This is a genomic window from Novosphingobium sp. ST904, from assembly GCF_001298105.1.
Taxonomy (GTDB): domain Bacteria; phylum Pseudomonadota; class Alphaproteobacteria; order Sphingomonadales; family Sphingomonadaceae; genus Novosphingobium.
In genome coordinates this window covers 21,974-42,031 of record NZ_LGJH01000146.1, presented here as the reverse complement: position 1 = coordinate 42,031, position 20,058 = coordinate 21,974, and the positions used below count along the sequence as shown (strand labels likewise).

The window sequence follows — 20,058 nt, the reverse complement described above, 5'->3', positions numbered from 1 at the left end:
CGGAAGCTGAACTGATTTGAACGAAGAACTCAAGGGCGAGGTCACGCGCGGTGCGCGTGCCCTCGTCGTTTATCCGCAGATGCGCGGCAGAGGGGATCTAGATCCCGAAGCGCGTCTCGAAGAGGCCAAGGGCCTCGCCCTGGCGATCGGGTTGATCGTGGCGGATGCCATGGCCATACCCATCCGGGAACCGCGCGCCGGAACGCTGTTCGGCGAGGGGCAGATCCAGAACATCGCAGTTGCCTGTGAACTGCACGAAGCGGAGCTCATCATCGTCGATGGCTCTCTTTCGGCGATCCAGCAGCGCAATCTCGAAGAGAAGTTCAAGCGCAAGGTCATCGACCGTACCGGCCTGATCCTCGAAATCTTCGGCGAGCGTGCGGCGACGGCGGAAGGCCGTCTCCAGGTCGAACTGGCTCACCTGGACTATCAGGCAGGCCGTCTCGTACGCAGCTGGACCCACCTCGAACGCCAGCGCGGTGGCTTCGGCTTCCTGGGCGGTCCGGGCGAAACGCAGATCGAGGCCGACCGCCGCATGATCCGCGATCGCATGGCCCGCATCCGGCGCGAGCTGGAGCAGGTGCGCCGCACCCGCGGCCTTCACCGCGATCGCCGCGAAAAAGCACCATGGCCGGTCGTTGCGCTGGTGGGCTATACCAATGCGGGCAAATCCACGCTGTTCAATTACCTGACGGGCGCGGGCGTGATGGCGCAGGACTTGCTGTTCGCCACGCTAGACCCGACAATGCGGGCGATCCGTCTACCGGCTGTCGAGAAGGCGATCCTGTCGGACACGGTGGGCTTCATTTCCGACCTTCCCACCCAGCTCGTCGCGGCCTTCCGCGCAACGCTGGAAGAAGTGAACGCGGCCGACATCATTCTCCACGTTCGCGACATCGCCAACCCGGATACAGAATCGCAGAAGCGCCAGGTGCTGGAAGTTCTGGCCGATCTCGGCGTGGCGACCGGGGAAGGGCAGGTCGAAGAGGGTGAGGAGGCCGCGCCCGCGATCCCGATCATCGAAGTCTGGAACAAGTGGGACCTGCTTGAGGCCACGCATGCCCAGGAACTGCGCGAAGCGATGGCCCAGCGTTCGGACGAGACCATCGTTCCGCTGTCCGCGCTTACCGGCATGGGCTGCGATTTCCTGCTCGAAACTGTCGGCAGGACGCTGACGGCTGACGCCAAGCTTTACAGCTTCGTGCTGCCGGCGGCCGATGGCCAGCGGCTCGCATTCCTACATGCACGGGGCGAAGTAGTGGCCGAAGAAGACGCGGGTGAGGGGCCTGAAGGTCCGATGCTCCGCCTCCAGGTCCGCCTTGCCGAACGGGAACTAGGCCGTTTCAGCGCGCTCTGAAGCCTTTACCGCCTGCCAATAGGCTTCCTGTTCGTCGAGCGAGAGCTTGTCGAACAGGAAGCCGTCCCGATGGGCGAACGCTTCCATCGCCCGGAACCGACGCTCGAACTTGGCGTTGGCTGCGCGCAAGGCATCTTCCGGAGCGATGCCGTTGAGCCGCACCAGATTGACAGCGGCGAACAACAGGTCGCCGGCTTCTTCAAGTTTCTCGGCCGGTGAGGCTTCCGCCAGTTCCGCCATTTCCTCATGCACCTTGTCGGCCGCGCCGCTTGGGTCGGGCCAGTCGAAGCCGACCCGCGCAGCTCGCTTCTGCAACTTTTCGGCACGCATGAGCGCGGGAAGCGATATCGCCACGCCATCGACAGCGCTGGTTTCACCCTTGTCCTTGCGCTCTTTCGCCTTCAGCTTTTCCCAACGCTCCGTCTGGGCATCTCCCGTGGCATCGTCGGCAAAGATATGCGGGTGACGGGCTTCGAGCTTGTCGGAGATCGCGGCGGCCACATCGCCGAAAGCAAAATGCCCGTCTTCCTCGGCCATGCGGGCATGGAAAACGACCTGAAGCAGCAGATCGCCCAGTTCATCACGCAGATCGGTCAGGTCCTGCCGGGCAATGGCATCGGCAACCTCGTAGGCTTCCTCGATGGTATAGGGCGCGATGGTTTCAAAACTCTGCGCGACATCCCATTCGCAACCGGAAACGGGATCGCGAAGCCGCGCCATGATCGAGAGGAGCCGGTCAAGCTGCTGATGGCGAGTTTCTGTCATGTTCCCCGAGCGCATATGCAAGATTGATAATAGAGATTATGTTAAACCATGCACCGCTGAGCGCGGTGTCACGGCTTTATCCTGAAGCCCGTCACCTGGATCAGCAGGACAAGCCCGATGATGATCACGGCCCAGATCAACGCCATCTTGAGCATCCTGCTCTTAGGCAAGGATCGGAAACGGGAATTGCTCGTAACGAGAATGAGCGCCCCGATCACCGCGATGATGCCGACGATCATTCCTGTCTGGTTCACGGCTCGATCACCATTCCGTCATAGGCAACCCGAACATTCTCGGGCACTTCGGCGCTTAGTGTCGCATAATCCATGCTCTTGTCGAGATGGGTCAACACCGCTTGTCCGACCCGGCAGACTTCCGCGAGCTCCAGTGCCATGCCAAGATGTGCGTGCGTCGGATGCGGTTCGCGGCGCAGGCAGTCGACCACGAGAAGATCGGCGCCGTAGCACAAGTCGATCATGTCGCGGGTAATTTCACTGAAGTCCGTCATGTAACAGACTGATTTTCCGTCACAATCAAACCGAAACGCGGTCGATTCCGCAGGACCGTGCGGCATTTGCGCATGATCCACGCGAAACCCTTCGCAGAGCCTCAGAGTGTCGAGATTATCCAGCGAAATCAGTGTCGGATAACCGAACTGCCCGGCGAAGACATATCCGAAACGCTGGCGCAGCCGCCTGACGGTCTCGGAGTTCGCAAAGCCGGGGATCGGGCCTGCGCGGCCGTAGCGAAGCGGGCGCAAATCATCGATGCCGTGGCAATGGTCCGCATGGTCGTGCGTCCAGAACACGGCGTCGATGCGGTGGATTTCGTTCTGAAGAAGCTGCGCGCGCAGATCCGTGGAGGTGTCCACCAGGATCCTGGCGCCGGCATCGCTTTCCAGAAGGATGGAAACGCGGGTCCGTCGATTCCTGGGTTCGTCGGGATCGCACAGGCCCCAGTCGGCGCCGAATTCGCCGCCAAGGCGAGGAACACCGGTCGAAGTGCCGCTGCCGAGAATGGTAACCTTCACGCTGCGGCCTTCGTGAACAGCGAAAAGAAGTTGCGCGTCGTCGCTTCGCCGAGTTCCTCCACGGAAACGCCGCGCAGATCGGCTACGAAACGCGCCGTATCGGCCGTGAATGCCGGCTCGCAGCGCCTGCCCCTATGTGGCACCGGCGCAAGGAACGGCGAATCCGTTTCGACCAGCAGGCGATCCTCCGGAATGGTGGCAACAACCTCCTGCAAGTCCTTGGCATTCTTGAATGTCACAATGCCGGAAATCGAAATCGTCAGTCCCAGATCCAGCACCTTGCGGCCGAAATCGGCGCTGGCGGTGAAACAGTGGATCAGGGCCGGGAACGCCCCCTTCCCCATCTCGTCCTCAAGGATATGGAACGTGTCCGCTTCGGCGTCCCGCGTGTGAATGATCAGCGGCAGCCCGGTTTCGCGGGCCACCGTGATATGCGTGCGGAACAAGGCCTGTTGCACCTCACGGTCGGACTTGTCGTAATAATAGTCGAGACCGGTTTCGCCGATGCCGATGACCTTGGGATGCCGGGTCGCTTCGAGAAGCGCGGCCTCGCCAAGGTCGGCATGCTGATCCGCCTCATGCGGATGAATACCGACCGAGGCCCATACATCGGGTTCACGAGCAGCAGTGGCGACCACCCTCTCCCATTCGCTGCGGCGCGTCGAGATGTTCAGAAATCCGCGAATGCCCGCCGCGCGGGCCCGGTCGAGAACACCTGTCTGGTCCTCAACGAGACCTTCGTATTCGAGGTGGCAATGCGAATCGATGAGCATCACGCGGCGGCTTCGTCCGGCAGTTCAAGGCGCGGGAAAACGCCGACCGGCTTGTCGACCTTGAAACCGCTGGCGGCGAGAGCCGCGAACCAGCCATCGTCGGCGAGAGCCGCGAAACTGCGCGCTTCGGCAGGCTGGCCCATCTGGTCCAGCAACTTGTCGATGGAAGTGGGAACCACGGGACGAACCGCGATAGCGAGGTCGCGAACGACCTGGAACAGCATCATCAGCACTGCTTCCATGCGCGCGGGATCGGTCTTGCGCAGGGTCCACGGAGCCTGTTCATCGACATACTGGTTGCAGGCGAAGACGGCGCGCATCCATGCCTCGAGGCCCTCGCTGAACGACAGTTCGTCGAACGCCGTGCGCAGGCCGGCAATGCCTTCGGCAACGGCCGAAAGCAGGGCCAGATCAGCTTCGGCCTTTGGAAGATCGCCCTTAAGTTCTCCATCCATGTTCTTGAAAATCATGGAAAGACTGCGCTGGGCAAGATTGCCGAAACTGTTTGCGAGTTCGGCATTGGCCCGCGTCACGATGGCTTCGGCGGACCACGATCCGTCCTGACCGAATGCCACTTCGCGCAGGAAGAAATAGCGGAGCGTGTCGACGCCATATGTCTCGGCCAGACCGATCGGGTCGGTAACATTGCCGAGTGACTTCGATTCCTTCTGCCCCCGGTTGAGCAGGAAGCCGTGGCCGAACACCTGCTTGGGAAGTTCCAGCCCGGCGCTCATCAGGAAGGCCGGCCAGTAGACGGTGTGGAAACGGACGATGTCCTTGCCGATGAGGTGAACGTCGGCAGGCCAGAACCTGGCGAATTCGCTCGTTTCTTCGGGGAAGCCAAGGCCGGTGATGTAGTTGGTGAGCGCATCGACCCAGACGTACATCACGTGATTTTCGCTGCCGGGCACCTTGATGCCCCAGTCGAAACTGGTGCGGGAAACCGAAAGGTCGCGAAGGCCGCCCTCGACGAAACGCAGGATTTCGTTCTTGCGCGTCTCGGGACGGATGAAGTCGGTCGAATTGTAGAGTTCGAGCAGCTTGTCCTGATATTTAGACAGGCGGAAGAACCACGATTCCTCGACCGTCCACTCTACCGGCGTTCCCTGCGGGGACAGCTTTTCCCCACCTTCGCCTGCGACCAGTTCGCCTTCGTCGTAATAGGCTTCGTCGCGGACGGAGTACCAACCCTCGTACCGATCGAGATAGAGGTCGCCATTGGCCTCCATCCGGCGCCACAGTTCCTGCGTCGCGGCGTGATGGCGTGGCTCCGTCGTACGGATGAAAACATCATAACCGACATTCAAGACATCGCACATCTCACGGAAATGACCTGACATTTCCGTTGCCAGATCCGCAGGTGTCGTGTCCAGATCGCGTGCCTTTTGCGCCATCTTCAGGCCGTGCTCGTCCGTGCCGGTCTGGAACCGGACATCGAAGCCTTCGGCTTTCTTGAAACGGGCAATGACGTCGGCGGCGATCGCCTCGTAGGCATGGCCGATATGCGGCTTGCCGTTGGGGTAGCTGATCGCTGTCGTTATATAATAGGGCTCGCCCATGCGGCGTCGCGCTTTCTTTTCCAGGAGTGTCTTAGCGAGCCGTCTCTCTAGGCATAGCGGCCGAAGCCAGCAACCCGCCAATTTCCATTATCAGGAGGCCCGCGTCGAAATTGTAGGTCGGCGCCTGCGTAGACAGGCGTGTCAGGGTGCCATGTGCCTCGATCAGCCGCATCTGGCGCGCGGGCGATGCGCCGGCCAGTTCGTTGGCGAGCGCCGTTCGCGCCAGTTCCAGCGTGGCCAGTTGGCGATCCCGTGCCGGGCGAGCACCCATCTCTTCGGAAAGGCTGCCGCGCAAATGATAATCTGCATCACCTTCTCGCAGGATCTGCATCATCAGGCGGTGAATGGGGCCAAGATCATGTTCGACGAAGCTGATGGCGATGCCCGGCGACCCATGCGATGCCGCCACTGCGGCACGCCGCGTCTCTGCATCGGAATGAGGCGCATCCCGGCGAAGGACTTCATCGAGTTCCTGCTCGTTCAAAGCGGCGAAGCGCAAGACCCGGCAGCGCGAGCGGATAGTGGGCAGCAGGCGCCCCGGCTGATGGGCCAGCAGCAGGAAGTAGGTTCCCGTAGGGGGCTCCTCAAGCGCTTTCAGCAGTGCGTTGACCGCGCTCTTCTCCATATCGTCGGCCGGATCGATGATGATGGCGCGGCGATCGCCCAGCGTTGGCTTCGTCGCAAGGCGTCGGATCATTTCGCGCACCTGGTCGACCGAGATATTGCGCTTGGTCTGGTAAGGCTTGCCCTCAGCCTTCTTCTTCGCCTCGTCGTCGTTGGCGGGAAGATGCTCGAGGATGTGAATGTCCGGATGGGTGTCCGGGTCGGGCCTCGGCGCGCCGGGCAATCGTACCAGTTCGGCCGCGGCCACCCGCGCGAAACCGCGCTTGCCCAGGCCCTTGCCGCCAGCCAGCAGCCAACCATGGTGCATGCGCCCGGAATCGATCGCGGCCAGCCATTCTTGCCACGCGGCGTGCTGGCCGACGAACGGGAGTTCCTCGCTCATGTGCCTTCGCCCATCAGGCCGGTCAGCGCGGCGAGTACACGGTCCCGCGTTTCCTCGGGTGTCCCGTCCCCGTCGATCCGTGCGAAACGTGCAGGTTCGCCTTCCGCGAACCGCGCGAATGCCTGCGCCACCCGGGCGTGGTAGGTCGCCTCGCGGCCGCCGATCCGATCGGTTCCGTCAACGTCGCGCAAGGCGAGCCGCTTGGCCGCGACGGAGGGAGACACTTCGATCAGCACGGTCAGATCCGGGAGCATTCCTTCACTGCCGATGGCATGAAGCGTGCGAATGTCACCATCCGAGAGACCGCCGCCGCCGCCCTGATAGGCTCGGCTTGAATCGAGAAAACGATCGCAGACGACCCAGGCCCCGCGATCGAGAGCGGGCCGGATCAGCTTCTCGACGTGATCCGAACGCGCAGCGGCGAACAGCAGCGCCTCGGCGCGGGCTCCCCAGCCATCACCATCGCCATGGAGCAAAAGCTCGCGGATCGCTTCCGCTCCTCCGGTTCCCCCGGGCTCGCGAGTGGTCACGACGTCCAGTCCTCGTGCGCGCAATGCCTCGGCGAGCAGGCGCGACTGGGTCGATTTCCCCGCCCCCTCCCCGCCTTCCAGCGCGATGAATTTTCCCCGGCTCATGAGAAGAAGCTGATAATCCCGTTCATCAGCCTGTCCAGAGGACCGGCCACGCCAACATCCTTTCCGGCGAACAAGGGGATATGCCCCGGCGCCAGACCTTCAACCTTGATTTCCAGTTCGCCGACCTGGTCGCCCTTGCGGATCGGCGCCACCAGCGGCCCCTTGTAATGCACCGCAAGCGAGACTTTCTCGTGCCCGCCTCGAGGCAGGGTGGCGTGGACTTCGCGATTGGCGACCAGCGGCACCTCGCGGGCTGCACCGCCCTGCACGCTGGCTTGCGCCACGGGTTGCCCCTGATCGAACAGATGGCGCGCTTCCCATGCCGAGAAGCCCCACTCCAGCAGCGCCTTGGCGGCATCGTCGCGCACCTTGGGCTTTGGCGAAGCGGCCAACATCATGACGAGACGGCGACCATCTCGTTCGGCGGTGCCGAGGAAGTTGTAGCCTGCTTCACGCGTGTAGCCGGTCTTGATCCCGTCCGCGCCTGGAACCACGCCAACCGTCGGGTCATGGCTGCGCATGGCAACGTCGCGCCAGAAGTAGTGCTTAACACCTGAAAACTCATGGTAAAGTTGCGGATGGCGCGTGATCATGGCGTCCGCCAGCTTCACCATGTCGCTGGCGGTGATGTATGTGTGGCCGTCATCCATCCAGCCATTCGGCGTGTTGTAGTGGCTGCCGGTCATGCCGATCCGGCGCGCGGCATCGTTCATCATCGCAGTCCATGCCGGCACGCTTCCCGCATACCCCTGCGCCAGCACCACGGCGCCGTCGTTCGACGATGCCGTCATCACGCCGTGGAGCAGATCGCGAACGGTAGGATGATCCTTTTCCGTCAGGTACATGGACGTACCCTTTGCGAACCATTCCCGCGCCGTTTCAGGCCGAACCGACATTTGCCGATCAAGGCTGAGCCGGCCTGCATCGATTTCCTCGAACGCGACGAAAGCGGTCATCACCTTGGTAACGGAGGCAGGCAGGAACGGCACGTCGGGGCGGCGCTGGACAAGAACCTGCCCTGAACCAATGTCTACCAGGATGCTTACCGGGATCGGCGCGAGTTCCGGCGGCGGAGTGGGAATGGCTGCTCCTGCCGCACTTGCTGCGATGACGCTCGCGGGGACCGCAAGCAGGAGGGCAAACTTCAGGAAGGACTTCAAGGCGCGACTTCTCCCCGCGCATCCGGAACGGACGCGTTGGCCTGCGCGAAACGACCCGAAATCAATTCGCGCGCTGGATTCGTGCGTCGCTATACCCTGCCGCCCGGGCCTTCTCCAGCGCTGCGGCGGCTTGTGCACTGTTTGCGAAGGGCCCCATCTGCACACGCCAGAACTTGCCCGCCCTGCTCACGCTTGCACCAAGAGGACGCGCTGCCTTGCGAGCATTTTCTTCAACAGAAAATGCGCCAATCTGAACAACTTGCGAGCCATATTTTACAACCGATGGCGCAGGTTTGGCAGGCACATGCGCTGCTGTTTCCTGGGGTTGCTGCGTGGCGGGAGATTTTTTCTCAACCTTCGGCGGCACCGCTACCGCGACGGGGCCGGGATTCGCTTTTTGCGAATGAATTTCCGGCGTGGCAGCGGGTTGGACTGCCGGCCCCTTCGGCATCGTAGGGGGTGTGGACGGCGGCGGCAGCAACGGCGACTGGCTTTCGAGCTTGCGCCGCAAGACCTTGAGCAAGCCTTCCGGCGTTTCCATCCGCTCGGGCGCCTTGCCGCCGCTTCGCAGCATGGCCCGCTCCACTTCGGGAGGATTGACGCGTCGCACGCGAACAGGTGCATGGGCACCGCCCGCGATGCCGAGCTGCGCCGCTGCTTCCGGCGAAAGTTCGATGAGTGCATCGTTCACCATGGGCCCCCGCCGCTCCAGCCGGACCAGGATCGTACGACCGGTTCCCAGTGCGGTGACTTCGACATAAGCCGGCAACGGCAAGGTCTTGTGAGCGGCGGTCACTCCGCTGCCTTGGCCCACGGAAGCCATTCCCACGGCATCGTAGTTGAGCTGGTCAGTCGGCGTCCACGTCGTCCCGCCAATGGTGAACGGATCGCCGAGGACGACCGGATAGTCGCCGGCAGGCCCGCTTGCAGGCAGGACGGAAGCACGGTCCTTGCCAAACGCCGGAGCGGCAATCGATAGAATCAGCGCCGCAAGTGGCAGCGCATGGTTAACGGGCAATCTCATCTGCAAGCAACCCCACGGACAGTGCGTAGTAGTTCGAGCAGTTGTACTGAAGGATGACCCGATAATTCCCGGTTAACAGATAGGCTGGCGTGCCCGGCCCGTCAGGCTGGAACAGCGATGTCAGCACGTTGTCGGCAATCGCTCGCTGCGGTGTCACGCCGAGAGCCCGCCATTCCGAAACGGTCTTCCACTGGGAATGACGGGCGTGGACACGGTCGCAGCTCGGCGCTGCAAGCTTGCTGGCGTAACTATCGACATTGAGCCCGGAAGGCACCGATACGCGAACGCCCCATGGCTGCCCCGCACGCCATCCTGCATCGCGAAAATAATTTGCGATCGACGCGATAGTGTCTGCCGGGCTGGTGAAGATATCGCGGGTTCCATTGCCGTCACCATCGACAGCCAGCCGCAGGTACACGCTCGGCAGGAACTGGGGGTAGCCGAAGGCCCCTGCCCAGCTTCCCTTGAGACGGTAAGTGGGAACGCCCTGATCCACCATCTTGAGCAGCGCCACAAGCTCGCCCTCGAACAGCGCCCGACGGCGCCCTTCCCAGGCCAGTGTCGCGAGTGAGCGCGCCAGGTCGAAATCGCCGACATAGCTGCCGTAGTTCGTCTCATGCCCCCAGATCGCGAACAGTATGGGCGCAGGAACGCCATATCTACGCTCTATCGAGGGAACGATGCCGGAAAGGTCTGCATAACGCGCACGTCCACGAGCAATGATGCTCGGCCCGACGTGCTGGGCAATATAGGGAGCAACCGGCGGAGGCGTTGTCGCGCGGCTTGGCTGCGCCGAATCCAGTTCGACCACTCGCTGGTTCGGCGTGAGCCCGGTGAGCACCCGCGAAATGGTCGCCTCGGAAACGCCCTCCCGGCGCGCCCGCGCGCCCACCGCTTGCAAATAGCTGTCGAAGCTCTGCCCTCCCACGCTCTGAACCACTGGCTGCGCCTCGAGAACCGAGGCCATCGGCATGGCGGCAAGGGCAGCTGCAAGGAAAGGGAGACGCAGGGAACGAAGCTTCGAAGAAACAGTCATCCCGGCAAATCTCGCACAATGCGGCTGACTTGCAAATGCCTTGAGCGTCATGGCCGTGGACAGTCATCGCAAGCCAACTGCCATCCGTCCCAATCCGCAATCGTTGTGGGACAACAAGCATACCCCTTGCAAGCCGCGCTGTTTTCTCTATGCGCTCAATCCGTGCGGACAGGTGGCCGAGTGGTTTAAGGCAGCGGTCTTGAAAACCGCCGTGGGTGCAAGCTCACCGTGGGTTCGAATCCCACCCTGTCCGCCAACATCTCAATGCAAATCAACGAGATGGGCCTTCTGGGGCCAGAAAATCCCCAGCTTCCGCGCCGTTTTGCTGATTGCGACCGAACCTCAGAGACTGCCGAAACCGCCCAAATCGGTCTCTGACCGGCTTTTGTCTCTTTTCACCTAAACCTCGTGGCAAGGGGTATAGGCAACGAAAATAACGATTTTCCAAGGGTATCGCCTGTCGCCGAACCAATACCTTTTGGTCGCAATGCCGACCAAGCGATGTGATCAGAGAACCCGAGGAATCTTGGAGGTAGGCATCTGGGCTGCCGTGGCGTGCTGACCTTCCATTTTCAGCACAAGCGCGGCACCTCCTGATCGAGGCTAACGCTTCGAACTCTGGCCTTGCGAAGAAGCGCTAAAACCTCTGCGGGAGGTTCGGAAACGCACGAGAAAGCCTCATAATCATCTGGCGTCTCAAACTCACCAAGCCCGCGCTGTCTGCGAACCGCTTTCTCCCAAAGATCGAGAGCGCTGCTGACTTGGTCGTAATCCGTTGCGAAATTGACGCTAACAAAACCTGTCGCGCGTGAACCGGGATATGTGAGGTAGACAATCGGATCTGCCGCATTCCCGCAACCATATAGGCAAGATGCAAGATATTTCCCCCATGTCTCCCTACCGAAAACCTGACCGTACGTCGTCTGAGGGGTTACCTTCACGCCTTGAATGGTAGGTTGGCAATTCTGACTGACATCAACGTCAAACTTGGTGACAGAGCCTTTATCGATCCCATACGAAATCGTGCATCCGCCAACTTCGAAAACAATGTACGAAGCTTTCTTTTCCTTTGGCACGCCCAGCCGCTTCTCAAGGTAGCCTGGATTGAGTCCGAGTACCTCCGTTGATGTGGCGAAGGCCAAGGGTGCGGGTTCAGCCGTCTCGACAATCGATTCGTCATTTGCTGCAGGCGCATCATTAATAGATTCTCCTGTAGGATGACCTATAACTGCTACTTGCGGCTTCAAAATTTCTTCTTTTTCCCCTTTATTTTGCAAAAGGAATGTGGATAGCGCCGTAACACCAGCAATTATAGTTCCGACTATCAGCGCAATTTTCAAATTTTGTTTTGGGTTTTTTTGCGATTTTCCAGAGATAAGCTTTATCTTTTCCTGATGAAACTCTTCTTCTGTCAGTGCGCCACTTTCTCGCAACCGATTTAATCGTTCTAGATTGTCAATATTATTCATTTTGAGATAACCACCCCCATAGAAATAAAAATACCACCTCGTTGCCAAAATCCCATCATGATCCAAGACGTTCAGCGCAATACTCTCGGCATCACATGTTCTTTTCTTGCACCGCTCGGCGTCAGAGTCATTCGACGCTAGATTTACCCTCGGCGCGCTTCCATCGCACCAAGACCGGATCTAAGTGGCTTTCAACCATATAGTTGAGTCGCTCTCGTGTGAGCGGCAGGGCCTTGGTCGCCTCCGCCTTCAGCAAGTCGCGTACTTCCTGAAGCCATCCTTTCTCAGATGACAGCAGTTCATCAGAGGATGCGAATTGATGGCGCGTCTTTAACGTCTCTGTCGCCCGGCGCTGCAGCCCCGGGCGAAGCTGGAGAATGCGGCCAACAAACTCGTCCGGAGGAATCGATGCGAGGACGGGCTTGTCGTAGTACCTGCTTGCACGGACATTGTTCGGACACAGATCCAGCACAAAATCGTCCGAACCTGCAGCCAATGAATCTAACAGGTTGCGCGCTTTGTCGGGAAACCGACTCTGTGCAATCTGAGTCGCTGCGGCCTCATAATGATCGACGGCTTCCTCGAACTCTGGGGTCTCCCGTTCCATGAACGCGTGGTGGTTAAAACTGCCGCCAAAATCGAAGAGGGATGGCTCGTCGTCCGCTACGGATATGCGGCTGTGCGTAACCAGATCATCAACATACGCCTTACATTCGGCCAGCGCCTCATCCGGTGTGAGTGACAAGAGTTGTACCCTGGCGTATCGCAGCAAAATCCCGAAAGCGTGAAATATCACGCCCGGCTCGGTAAACTGCCGCTCGTCGAACGCCTTCTTAAACTCGACCACAACATGCTGAGCCTCGTCGTCCGTCGCCTCAAAGAGATCCCAGGCTCGTTGCCAAAGAGGCAAAGCCTCAGGATTCGCGAAATGGCGCGATGTCGCCAAGGCAGCCGCTATGACCTTAGGTTCAACCCGCCCGTTTAGAACCACGTCGATGATCACTTGTGACCCCAAGACTGAATCCTCGAAGTTAATCTGGGGATAGCGGTCATCGACCTGGTCTTCGACGCTCTTCTGCTCGCTTTCACGACGCTGCATCGCACGCAGGAGGCCGCCACTAATTAATTTTTCGATTTGCTTCGCCTCCAGCAGGCGGCCCGCGCGATGCTCGATCGAGAGGGCCAAGACCACCGACATAAGCGCCAGCATGGCATCTTCTTTCAGCCAATGGTTTTCCGGCAGGTGAGCAGCCATGCGCTCATAATCCCACAAAGCCTGTTTAAGGAGTCGAAGGTTATTCGTTTCCGATTGTTTATGAATGCCAATGACCTTTTCTCGGTTATGGCGCAGAAATGCTTTAACCTGAATGTTTGTGATATTTTCTAGAAAGGTGTCATAGGCCGCTTCTACAGTAGCGCTAATACGAAGTGTTTGTCCGATCAGCTTTTCTTTTATCTCGGCGTAACGCTCGTCCTTCTTGTTAAGAATTTCCGTTTCATTAGCGACAATTATGGCTTTTAAGCCATCATGTTCCACGAAAGCGTTGATATACCCGAGTACCTGGCTGACTGGCAGCGAACATCGCTCAAGATCATCAAAAATCAGTAGCCGCTCACGGGGGTCGGACAATCCTGCAGCCAAATCGATCTCAGGTAGGCTGGCATTGATGCTGCCGTCGTCCTTATCGTCACCATCGAAGTCAAATTTGAGCGTCCCTTTGAGTACGGCTTTGCCAACAGCACCCAACACACGCATCCCTCTGGATGAAAGAACTGGGTGCAGCTGGCGGTAGAATTCTTCATCGATCTGCCGAACGTCTGAAATGCCATAGAGACTGACGTATAGGTGCTTAGGTCGGGACTTAAGGAATTCTTTGACGAAGAACGTTTTGCCCGATCCCCATGGGCCATCGAGCATGACCGCGAAATCAAGTTTCCGTTCGGGAGAGCAATATTCCTCAAGATAGGCCAGAGCGGCCGCGTTCGATTGTTCAACTGAGATTGTCATCCCCAATGACATGCCATTCGGCACGAATAACAGCAAGCGAGGCTCTGGACCCGAAACTGCTGAGGTGGCCGGGAAGAGCTGGCTCGCCGGCGACATTGCTCTCCTTGTCGAAATGCCGGCATCTTCGGACGACCGGCTAATTTTAACGAGTAATGGGCCAGCTTACCGGGTCATCGGTTCATGTTTCAAGCGCCTGAGCGGAACGCAATTCAGCAATGCCGTTCAAACACTACCGATGTTTGCTCGGTCCACGGCAACACGGTCACCGCTGCCAGATCCTTCACGGAAACGGCAGGCGGCACGCGTACGATCAGCAGTTTTTCCAGCACCACCGGCGCGAGATAGGCCAACTTCATGACCCGCCCGGCATAGGCAGCTGTCACATCTTCTGCCTTGGCAATGTCCGCCAGCGTGGCCGCTTCCCCGCTGTCGAGCTTCCGCCGCCAACTCCACGCCTTGGCGATTGCTATCAGAACATGCGGATCCACCCCACCGTCATTGGCTGGCATCATTTCCGTAGGCGGCATGATCTTCGGCCGGCCGTTGCGTTTGCGGACAGTCAGCGGAATGAACACGGTCAAGGTCGCGGGTGTGTTGCTCATGCCGCTTTCTCCTTCGGACGCGGGGCCAACATGTCTCGGACGACCGAACTCAGCCCATCGGTGCGCAGGTCCACGGTCAGACCCTGCTGGCTAACGATGACCCGGTCGATCAGCAGGCGGGCAATGCGGGCCTGCTCGGCCGGAAACAGCGAGGCCCAGAGACTGTCGAAGTCCGACAGCGCGGCGACCACGTCATTGTCGTTCGACACGGAAGCGCAGTCCTGCAGGACCACCGCGACCTTGGCCGCGATTTCCGGTGTGCGCACCAGCTTGCGGATTTGCTGGACGACCGCACCCTCGACCACCCCGGCGTTCAGCCGGACAAATGCCTCACGACCTTCGCAAGCCCGGTTCCGGATCGCATCCATCGAGGTGTAGTAGCGGTAGTGCCGGCTGCCCTTTTTCGTCACCGTCGGCGTCATGGCGATGCCGCGATCCGTGAAGATCAGACCTTTCAGAAGGGCAGGCACCTGCGCCCGGGTGTTCGCCGCGCGCTGGCGCGGGCTTTCCTTCAATATGGCGTGCACCTGATCCCACAGCGGCTGGTCGATGATGGCCTCGTGCTCGCCGGGATAGCTGGTGCCTTTGTGCACCGCCTCGCCGAGATAGAGCCGGTTGCGGAACAGCTTGTAGAGGAACCCCTTGTCGATCGGCTTGCCACGCTTGGTGAGCACGCCCTGAGCGACCAGTTCCCGGGTCAGCAGCGTTGCCGATCCCAGCGTCACGAACCGCTTGAATAGATGCCGGATCGTGGCGGCTTCGGCCTCGTTGATGACCAGCTTGCGATCGACAACATTGTAACCCATCGGCACGAAGCCGCCCATCCACATGCCTTTCGCGCGGCTGGCAGCGAACTTGTCACGGATGCGTTCGCCGGTGACCTCGCGTTCGAATTGGGCGAATGACAGCAGGATGTTCAGTGTCAGCCGGCCCATCGAAGTCGTGGTGTTGAACGCCTGCGTCACCGACACGAACGTCACGTTGTTGCGGTCGAACGCCTCGACCAGCTTGGCGAAGTCCATCAGCGACCGTGAGAGGCGGTCGATCTTGTAGACGACGATCACGTCGACCAGTCCGGCCTCGATATCCTCGAGCAGGGTTTTCAGCCCCGGACGATCAAGCGTGCCGCCCGAGAAACCGCCATCATCATAGCGTTCGCGCATGCAGACCCAGCCTTCGGCGCGCTGGCTGGCAATATAGGCCTCGCAGGACTCGCGCTGGGCATCGAGGCTGTTGAACTCCATGTCCAACCCCTCTTCGGAGCTTTTGCGGGTGTAGATGGCGCAGCGCAGGCGGCGCACGGGTGCAGCGCTATCCCTCATGCGATCCCCCGCAGACCGAAGAAGCGGTAACCGTTCCACTGGGTGCCGGTAATCGTGCGGGCAATGGCCGACAGCGACTTGTACCGGCGGCCCTGCCAGTCGAACCCATCCTTCAGCACCGTGACGACATGCTCGGCGCCGTCCCACTCGCGCACCAGCCGGGTGCCGATCACCGGGTTGCGCGGGTCGGCGATGACCGACTTCCTAACCTTCTTGCCCTCGACCTCATCGGCCAGCGCGTCGAGCAACTGCCTGACCGGCTTGGACGGGCCGCCCCAAGTTAGCTCCTGGATGCGGTAGGCCAGCCGCTGTTCCAGGAACGGTCGACTGTTGTTGGGCGCTTCGCTGCTGAACAGCTTTGCCCATTCCGCCTTCAGTTCCCTGACCGTCATGTCCTTCAGGGCTGCCAGCCTGGCCAGCACCTGCGCATTGTCTTCGACCTTCATTATCGTCCTCCAATCCGGGCTTTTGCCCGGGGACGACTGACGCTCTTGGCGGCCGGGATAGCGAGTGAACTATCTCCCTCCTCGCCAGATATAGAACTGGACTGTTGGCGCATGCGCAGCACCCCCGCGGCGAGGATCTGGCCCAACTCGGAGAGCCGGGCATCGGCTGGCAGTTCGTGGGGCGGCGTGGCGTTCGGACCACAGAGCGAGGATTGCATAGAGGCTTCCGCATGAAAGGCTGGGCGTCACGGGACGCCGCCTATGCGGATCCATCCCCTGATCGGTTGAGGGGAGAATAAGTTGGGATATATCCCACGTCAACGCGTGGTGGGCATACAGCTTCCCGCAAAATGCAGGACCGTTAGCGTCGGCGCTGGAACAGGTTCTGGTGCGAGCGCAGCACGATCCCGATGATGTTCACGCCCTCGTCGTCATGATTATCCTCGTCCGGATTGCCGATCACGATCGGCTCCTGGAACTCGGCGCGGGTGGATTCCGCGCGCAGGATGAAATTTGTCCCGTCATGGTCGAGCCGCTTGCAGGTAAGCTCGTGCAGGTCGTGCCGATCGCGCTGGACGATCACGATGTCGCCCGGCTGAGGTTCGACAAAACCATAGGACACCCGCAGGCATTCGAGGTCGGAGCCTGGCGGGATGATCTTGTCCATAGAGTGACCCTCCATCCGCAATGCGAACCGTTCGCCACCCGCAACAGGATTAGGCCCAACCTCAATGGAATAGCGGTCTTCCGCCGCCCAGTCGGTCTGTTCGCGCCAGACCCCGGCCGCCACCGCACCCACGACCTCAAGCTGCTCCACGCCGCCGGTCATGCCGACGCGCGGCATCAGGGTCGCGGTCGATGGCACCAGTTGCGCAATGTCCATCTCGAGCGCCTTGGCGAGGCCGAGCACCGTTTCCAGCTGCGGGTTGGCACTCTTGCCGCGGATGATGTCTCGCACCAGATGCGGGCTTTTCCCCGCAGACGCCGCCAGCGAGAGCGAGCGCGCATTCCACTTCGACCCGGGGCCTGTGGCCGTTTCCAGGACAGTGCGCAGATGCACGATGTCGAAGAGAGCTTTCTCTGTCATGGCCTTGCACCTAGCACTGCGGGACAGTTCCCGCAATATGCATTGGTGAAGCGGGATGAGGATTGAAATGTAGGATGTGTCCCGTAATAATCGGGGGATGACATCGCACCCGCTCCTTTCCGATATCGACGCATTCCTCCGGATCCATAAGCTCAGCGAGAGCGCCTTTGGCCGCCACGCAGTCAATGACTGGAAGCTGATTCGTCAGCTCAAGGCCGGTCGCCGGCTCTGGCCTGACACCGAAGCGCGCGTCCGCACCTTCATGATCACCTATCAGCCGAGCCCGCGTCGGAAGAAGGTCGCCAAGTGAGCGGCGCGTTTGAACGCCATGGGCTCGATCATCTGTCGGCGTCCTCGATCAACCTGTTCGTGGCGCAGCCCTCGATGTGGGCGATGCAGAAGCTGATGGGCCGCAAATCAACTGTCGGCCCTGCTGCTCACCGCGGCACATCCATTGAGGCCGGTGTCGAGATGGGACTGTTCGATCCCAGCGCGCCGGTTGAGGCCTGCCAGGAACTGGCAATTACGCGGTTCAACCAGCTGACCGCACTGTCGGGCCATCCCGGGGTCGACAAGGAACGTGCAGCCATTGCGCCCGCGGTCGCCGTCGCCCTGGCCGAACTGCGCCAATACGGTGTGCCGGAAGCCGCCGATGGCAATCGCCAGCACCGGATCGAGGTTCAACTTCCCGGCGTGCCGGTACCGTTCATCGGATGGCTCGACTTCTGGTTCCCGGACCACGGCATCATCGTCGATCTCAAGACCCAGCTGCGGTTGTCATCCAAGATCTCCGATCCGCACGCCCGGCAGGGTGCGATCTACCATGCTGCCCACGGCAATGCCGAGATCCGCTTCGCCTACGTCACGCCCCAGAAGATGGGCGTCTACAGGCTGGAAGATCCCCGTTCGCATCTCGCGAGGGTGGTCAGCATTGCGCAGTCGATCGAGCGGTTTCTGTCGCTGTCGGGCGACGGCGCGGAACTGACCCGCTCGCTCTCGCCGGATCTCGACAGCTTTTACTGGAACGACCCTGCGGCACGCCAAGCGGCCGAGGAGGTCTGGGGACCATCCCCCGAAGGCGACGCCGCCTGCCTGAACGCGGCTCACTGAGAGAAGAGGAAACAGGATCATGGGTTTCATGACAGCCCCGTCTGGCGGCGGGGATTTCAAGGTGTTTGTCTCGTACAACGCCAAGGCCGGGCGCTGGTACACCAAGCGCGATGGCAAGGACGAACCGCAGTTCGAAGTCACGGACATGACGGCGGTGTTCGACATGCCAGGCCTCCAGACTGGCTGGTTCAAGTTCACGAGCGGCGTTGCGCCCGAAAAGGTCATGGACCCGTCGTTCTCGGAGTCTGCGCCCAACCCCGGCCAGGACTTCAAACGCGGCTTCCAGCTCGACCTCTACTCCGAGAAGAACCTGCTGGGCCTACGCGAGTTTTCATCGACGGCCGGCATCGTGATCGAGGCGATGAACAAACTGTATGATCTGTGGGTGGCGGCACCCGAGGCGGCAAGCGGCAAGCTCCCGGTCGTTCGGTGCGTTGGTGTCCATCCGGTCACCAACAAGCACGGCACCAACTACCAGCCGAAGTTCGAGATCGTCGGCTGGGCCGATCGGCCTGAGGCTCTTGGTGACGGCGACCAGCCGGCTGCTGCTGCGGTAACGCCGACTCTTCCGCCCGTTGCCGCTGCGCCAGCCGCGCACATGCCGCCCCCGGTGGCACCTGCACCTGCATCGGCACCCGCACCCGCACCCGCACCGGCAGGGGCACCGCTGTTCTGATCTCATGAATGCCGGGCTGCTGCGTTGGCCCGGCATCCACCGCTCATCCCCGACTTACCCCCAAACTTATACACATCCAGGAAAGTGAGTCCGGCAGCGATGGCGCGTCGCATCGAAACAGGCGGTATCGATATCGAGGCCATCAAGGATCAGTATCCGCTGGCCGAGGCTGTCGGCCGTCATGTTGTCCTCAAGCGCCGCGGCCACCAGCTCGTTGGCCTGTGCCCATTCCATGACGAGCGCACGCCGTCATTCACCGTCTATCCGCAGGATCAGCGCTACCATTGCTATGGCTGCGCCGCGCACGGCGACATTTTCGACTTCCTTCAGCACATCGAGGGGCTCGACATCCGGGCTGCTGCCGAGAGCCTGACGGGCGGGACATTCCCAGTCATGTCGGCTGATCGCGTGGCCGAACTCAAATCCCGCCAGGCACGGTTCGAGGCCGAACAGGCGGAGCGGCGCGATGTGGCGATGCGCCAGGCGCGTGAACGCTGGATTGCAGCGGACCCAACCTACACCAGCCATCCCTACCTGACGGCCAAGGGCATCAGGCCCAATGGCACGCGCATCGATGGCGCCCACATTCTCGTTCCCCTTCATGGGCCGGACGGCAAGATCCAATCGCTGCAATCGATCGACGCTGAGGGACACAAGCTGTTCTGCTCCGATCTGCCGACCGCCAGCGGGTTGTTCGTCATCGGCCGCAAGATTGGCGAGACAACCGGCCCGGTATTGGTGTGCGAGGGCTTCGCCACCGGCGCCACGCTCCATGAAGCGACCGGCCACACCGTCGTCGTGGCGTTCAACGCCGGCAATCTCGTCAAGGTCGCAGAGCGCTTGGCTGCTGCCCATCCCGGCGCATCCTGGATCGTTGCCGGCGACGATGACCGGGGCAAGGCGAAGAACGTCGGCCGCGAAGCTGCAATCACCGCTGCCCGCATCCTGGGCTGCCCGGCACTGTTCCCCACGTTCCCGGTCGCAAGCCTCGGC

Annotated in this window: 21 protein-coding genes, 1 tRNA gene and 1 pseudogene; 6 read left to right on the top strand and 17 right to left on the bottom strand. The window is 60.9% G+C overall.

Annotated elements, in window-relative coordinates; all coding sequences use genetic code 11:
- The first annotated feature begins 16 nt into the window (after window positions 1–16).
- Complete coding sequence (gene hflX, locus ADT71_RS14125) at window positions 17–1,357, top strand: GTPase HflX (protein ID WP_054437772.1); 1,341 nt, start codon at window positions 17–19, stop codon at window positions 1,355–1,357.
- On the opposite strand, the gene mazG is transcribed toward hflX, so the two are convergent.
- The 10 genes from mazG to ADT71_RS14075 all read right to left on the bottom strand — a co-directional run bounded on the left by mazG (window position 1,334) and on the right by ADT71_RS14075 (window position 10,345).
- Entirely contained in the window at window positions 1,334–2,122 is a 789-nt protein-coding gene (mazG, locus tag ADT71_RS14120; protein ID WP_054437831.1) for a nucleoside triphosphate pyrophosphohydrolase, read from the bottom strand. The genes hflX and mazG overlap by 24 nt on opposite strands.
- Window positions 2,123–2,190: 68 nt before the next feature.
- The gene (locus ADT71_RS14115) at window positions 2,191–2,361 is read right to left on the bottom strand and encodes a hypothetical protein (RefSeq protein WP_231635880.1); all 171 of its coding nucleotides are present in this window, start codon (window positions 2,359–2,361) and stop codon (window positions 2,191–2,193) included.
- A gap of 11 nt (window positions 2,362–2,372) precedes the next feature.
- A complete protein-coding gene (locus ADT71_RS14110) occupies window positions 2,373–3,152 on the bottom strand; it encodes an MBL fold metallo-hydrolase (protein ID WP_054437769.1) in 780 nt (259 codons plus the stop codon).
- The gene (locus tag ADT71_RS14105) at window positions 3,149–3,925 is read right to left on the bottom strand and encodes a TatD family hydrolase (protein ID WP_054437766.1); all 777 of its coding nucleotides are present in this window, start codon (window positions 3,923–3,925) and stop codon (window positions 3,149–3,151) included. The genes ADT71_RS14110 and ADT71_RS14105 overlap by 4 nt, the downstream gene beginning before the upstream one ends.
- Window positions 3,925–5,484, bottom strand: coding sequence for a methionine--tRNA ligase (metG, locus tag ADT71_RS14100; RefSeq protein ID WP_054437764.1), 1,560 nt, complete (start codon window positions 5,482–5,484; stop codon window positions 3,925–3,927). Before metG ends, ADT71_RS14105 begins: the two co-directional genes overlap by 1 nt.
- 31 nt (window positions 5,485–5,515) lie before the next feature.
- A complete protein-coding gene (locus ADT71_RS14095; RefSeq protein WP_054437762.1) occupies window positions 5,516–6,490 on the bottom strand; it encodes a DNA polymerase III subunit delta' in 975 nt (324 codons plus the stop codon).
- Window positions 6,487–7,125: a dTMP kinase gene (gene tmk, locus ADT71_RS14090; RefSeq protein WP_054437759.1), complete on the bottom strand. Its 639-nt coding sequence runs from the start codon at window positions 7,123–7,125 to the stop codon at window positions 6,487–6,489. Before tmk ends, ADT71_RS14095 begins: the two co-directional genes overlap by 4 nt.
- A complete protein-coding gene (locus tag ADT71_RS14085; RefSeq protein WP_054437757.1) occupies window positions 7,122–8,285 on the bottom strand; it encodes a D-alanyl-D-alanine carboxypeptidase family protein in 1,164 nt (387 codons plus the stop codon). Before ADT71_RS14085 ends, tmk begins: the two co-directional genes overlap by 4 nt.
- A 61-nt stretch (window positions 8,286–8,346) precedes the next feature.
- Window positions 8,347–9,309: a septal ring lytic transglycosylase RlpA family protein gene (locus tag ADT71_RS14080; RefSeq protein ID WP_054437755.1), complete on the bottom strand. Its 963-nt coding sequence runs from the start codon at window positions 9,307–9,309 to the stop codon at window positions 8,347–8,349.
- Window positions 9,293–10,345, bottom strand: coding sequence for a lytic transglycosylase domain-containing protein (locus tag ADT71_RS14075; protein ID WP_054437753.1), 1,053 nt, complete (start codon window positions 10,343–10,345; stop codon window positions 9,293–9,295). The genes ADT71_RS14080 and ADT71_RS14075 overlap by 17 nt, the downstream gene beginning before the upstream one ends.
- A gap of 166 nt (window positions 10,346–10,511) precedes the next feature.
- Between ADT71_RS14075 and ADT71_RS14070 the strand changes: the two genes are divergently transcribed.
- Window positions 10,512–10,601, top strand: a tRNA-Ser gene (locus ADT71_RS14070).
- Window positions 10,602–10,917: 316 nt separating this feature from the next.
- Here ADT71_RS14070 and ADT71_RS31400 read toward each other — a convergent pair.
- The 6 genes from ADT71_RS31400 to ADT71_RS14045 form a co-directional block, all read right to left on the bottom strand.
- Window positions 10,918–11,814, bottom strand: coding sequence for an SHOCT domain-containing protein (locus tag ADT71_RS31400; RefSeq protein ID WP_132469777.1), 897 nt, complete (start codon window positions 11,812–11,814; stop codon window positions 10,918–10,920).
- Window positions 11,815–11,941: 127 nt separating this feature from the next.
- Window positions 11,942–13,918, bottom strand: a complete 1,977-nt coding sequence (locus ADT71_RS14065; RefSeq protein WP_054437751.1) for a P-loop NTPase fold protein — start codon at window positions 13,916–13,918, stop codon at window positions 11,942–11,944.
- Window positions 13,919–14,031: 113 nt separating this feature from the next.
- Complete coding sequence (locus ADT71_RS14060; protein WP_054437749.1) at window positions 14,032–14,424, bottom strand: hypothetical protein; 393 nt, start codon at window positions 14,422–14,424, stop codon at window positions 14,032–14,034.
- Complete coding sequence (locus tag ADT71_RS14055) at window positions 14,421–15,746, bottom strand: recombinase family protein (RefSeq protein WP_054437747.1); 1,326 nt, start codon at window positions 15,744–15,746, stop codon at window positions 14,421–14,423. The genes ADT71_RS14060 and ADT71_RS14055 overlap by 4 nt, the downstream gene beginning before the upstream one ends.
- Window positions 15,743–16,192, bottom strand: coding sequence for a DUF2924 domain-containing protein (locus ADT71_RS14050; protein ID WP_132469778.1), 450 nt, complete (start codon window positions 16,190–16,192; stop codon window positions 15,743–15,745). The genes ADT71_RS14055 and ADT71_RS14050 overlap by 4 nt, the downstream gene beginning before the upstream one ends.
- 361 nt (window positions 16,193–16,553) lie before the next feature.
- The gene (locus ADT71_RS14045; protein ID WP_156336596.1) at window positions 16,554–17,315 is read right to left on the bottom strand and encodes a S24 family peptidase; all 762 of its coding nucleotides are present in this window, start codon (window positions 17,313–17,315) and stop codon (window positions 16,554–16,556) included.
- A 61-nt stretch (window positions 17,316–17,376) separates the two neighbouring features.
- Between ADT71_RS14045 and ADT71_RS14040 the strand changes: the two genes are divergently transcribed.
- Genes ADT71_RS14040 through ADT71_RS32160 form a run of 3 tightly spaced genes read left to right on the top strand, consistent with a single transcriptional unit; the run spans window position 17,377 to window position 19,065 of the window.
- On the top strand, window positions 17,377–17,589 hold the full coding sequence (locus ADT71_RS14040; protein WP_054437742.1) for a hypothetical protein: 213 nt from the start codon (window positions 17,377–17,379) through the stop codon (window positions 17,587–17,589).
- On the top strand, window positions 17,586–18,389 hold the full coding sequence (locus ADT71_RS14035; protein WP_054437740.1) for a hypothetical protein: 804 nt from the start codon (window positions 17,586–17,588) through the stop codon (window positions 18,387–18,389). Before ADT71_RS14040 ends, ADT71_RS14035 begins: the two co-directional genes overlap by 4 nt.
- 19 nt (window positions 18,390–18,408) lie before the next feature.
- Window positions 18,409–19,065: a hypothetical protein gene (locus tag ADT71_RS32160; protein WP_054437738.1), complete on the top strand. Its 657-nt coding sequence runs from the start codon at window positions 18,409–18,411 to the stop codon at window positions 19,063–19,065.
- A 66-nt stretch (window positions 19,066–19,131) separates the two neighbouring features.
- On the opposite strand, the gene ADT71_RS33680 is transcribed toward ADT71_RS32160, so the two are convergent.
- On the bottom strand, window positions 19,132–19,299 hold the full coding sequence (locus ADT71_RS33680; protein WP_231635879.1) for a hypothetical protein: 168 nt from the start codon (window positions 19,297–19,299) through the stop codon (window positions 19,132–19,134).
- Here ADT71_RS33680 and ADT71_RS35735 point away from each other — a divergent pair.
- Window positions 19,225–20,031, top strand: a pseudogene (locus ADT71_RS35735) (CHC2 zinc finger domain-containing protein); the annotation flags it as partial. The gene ADT71_RS33680 and the pseudogene ADT71_RS35735 sit on opposite strands and share 75 nt — an antisense overlap.
- Between the last annotated feature and the right edge of the window lie 27 nt (window positions 20,032–20,058).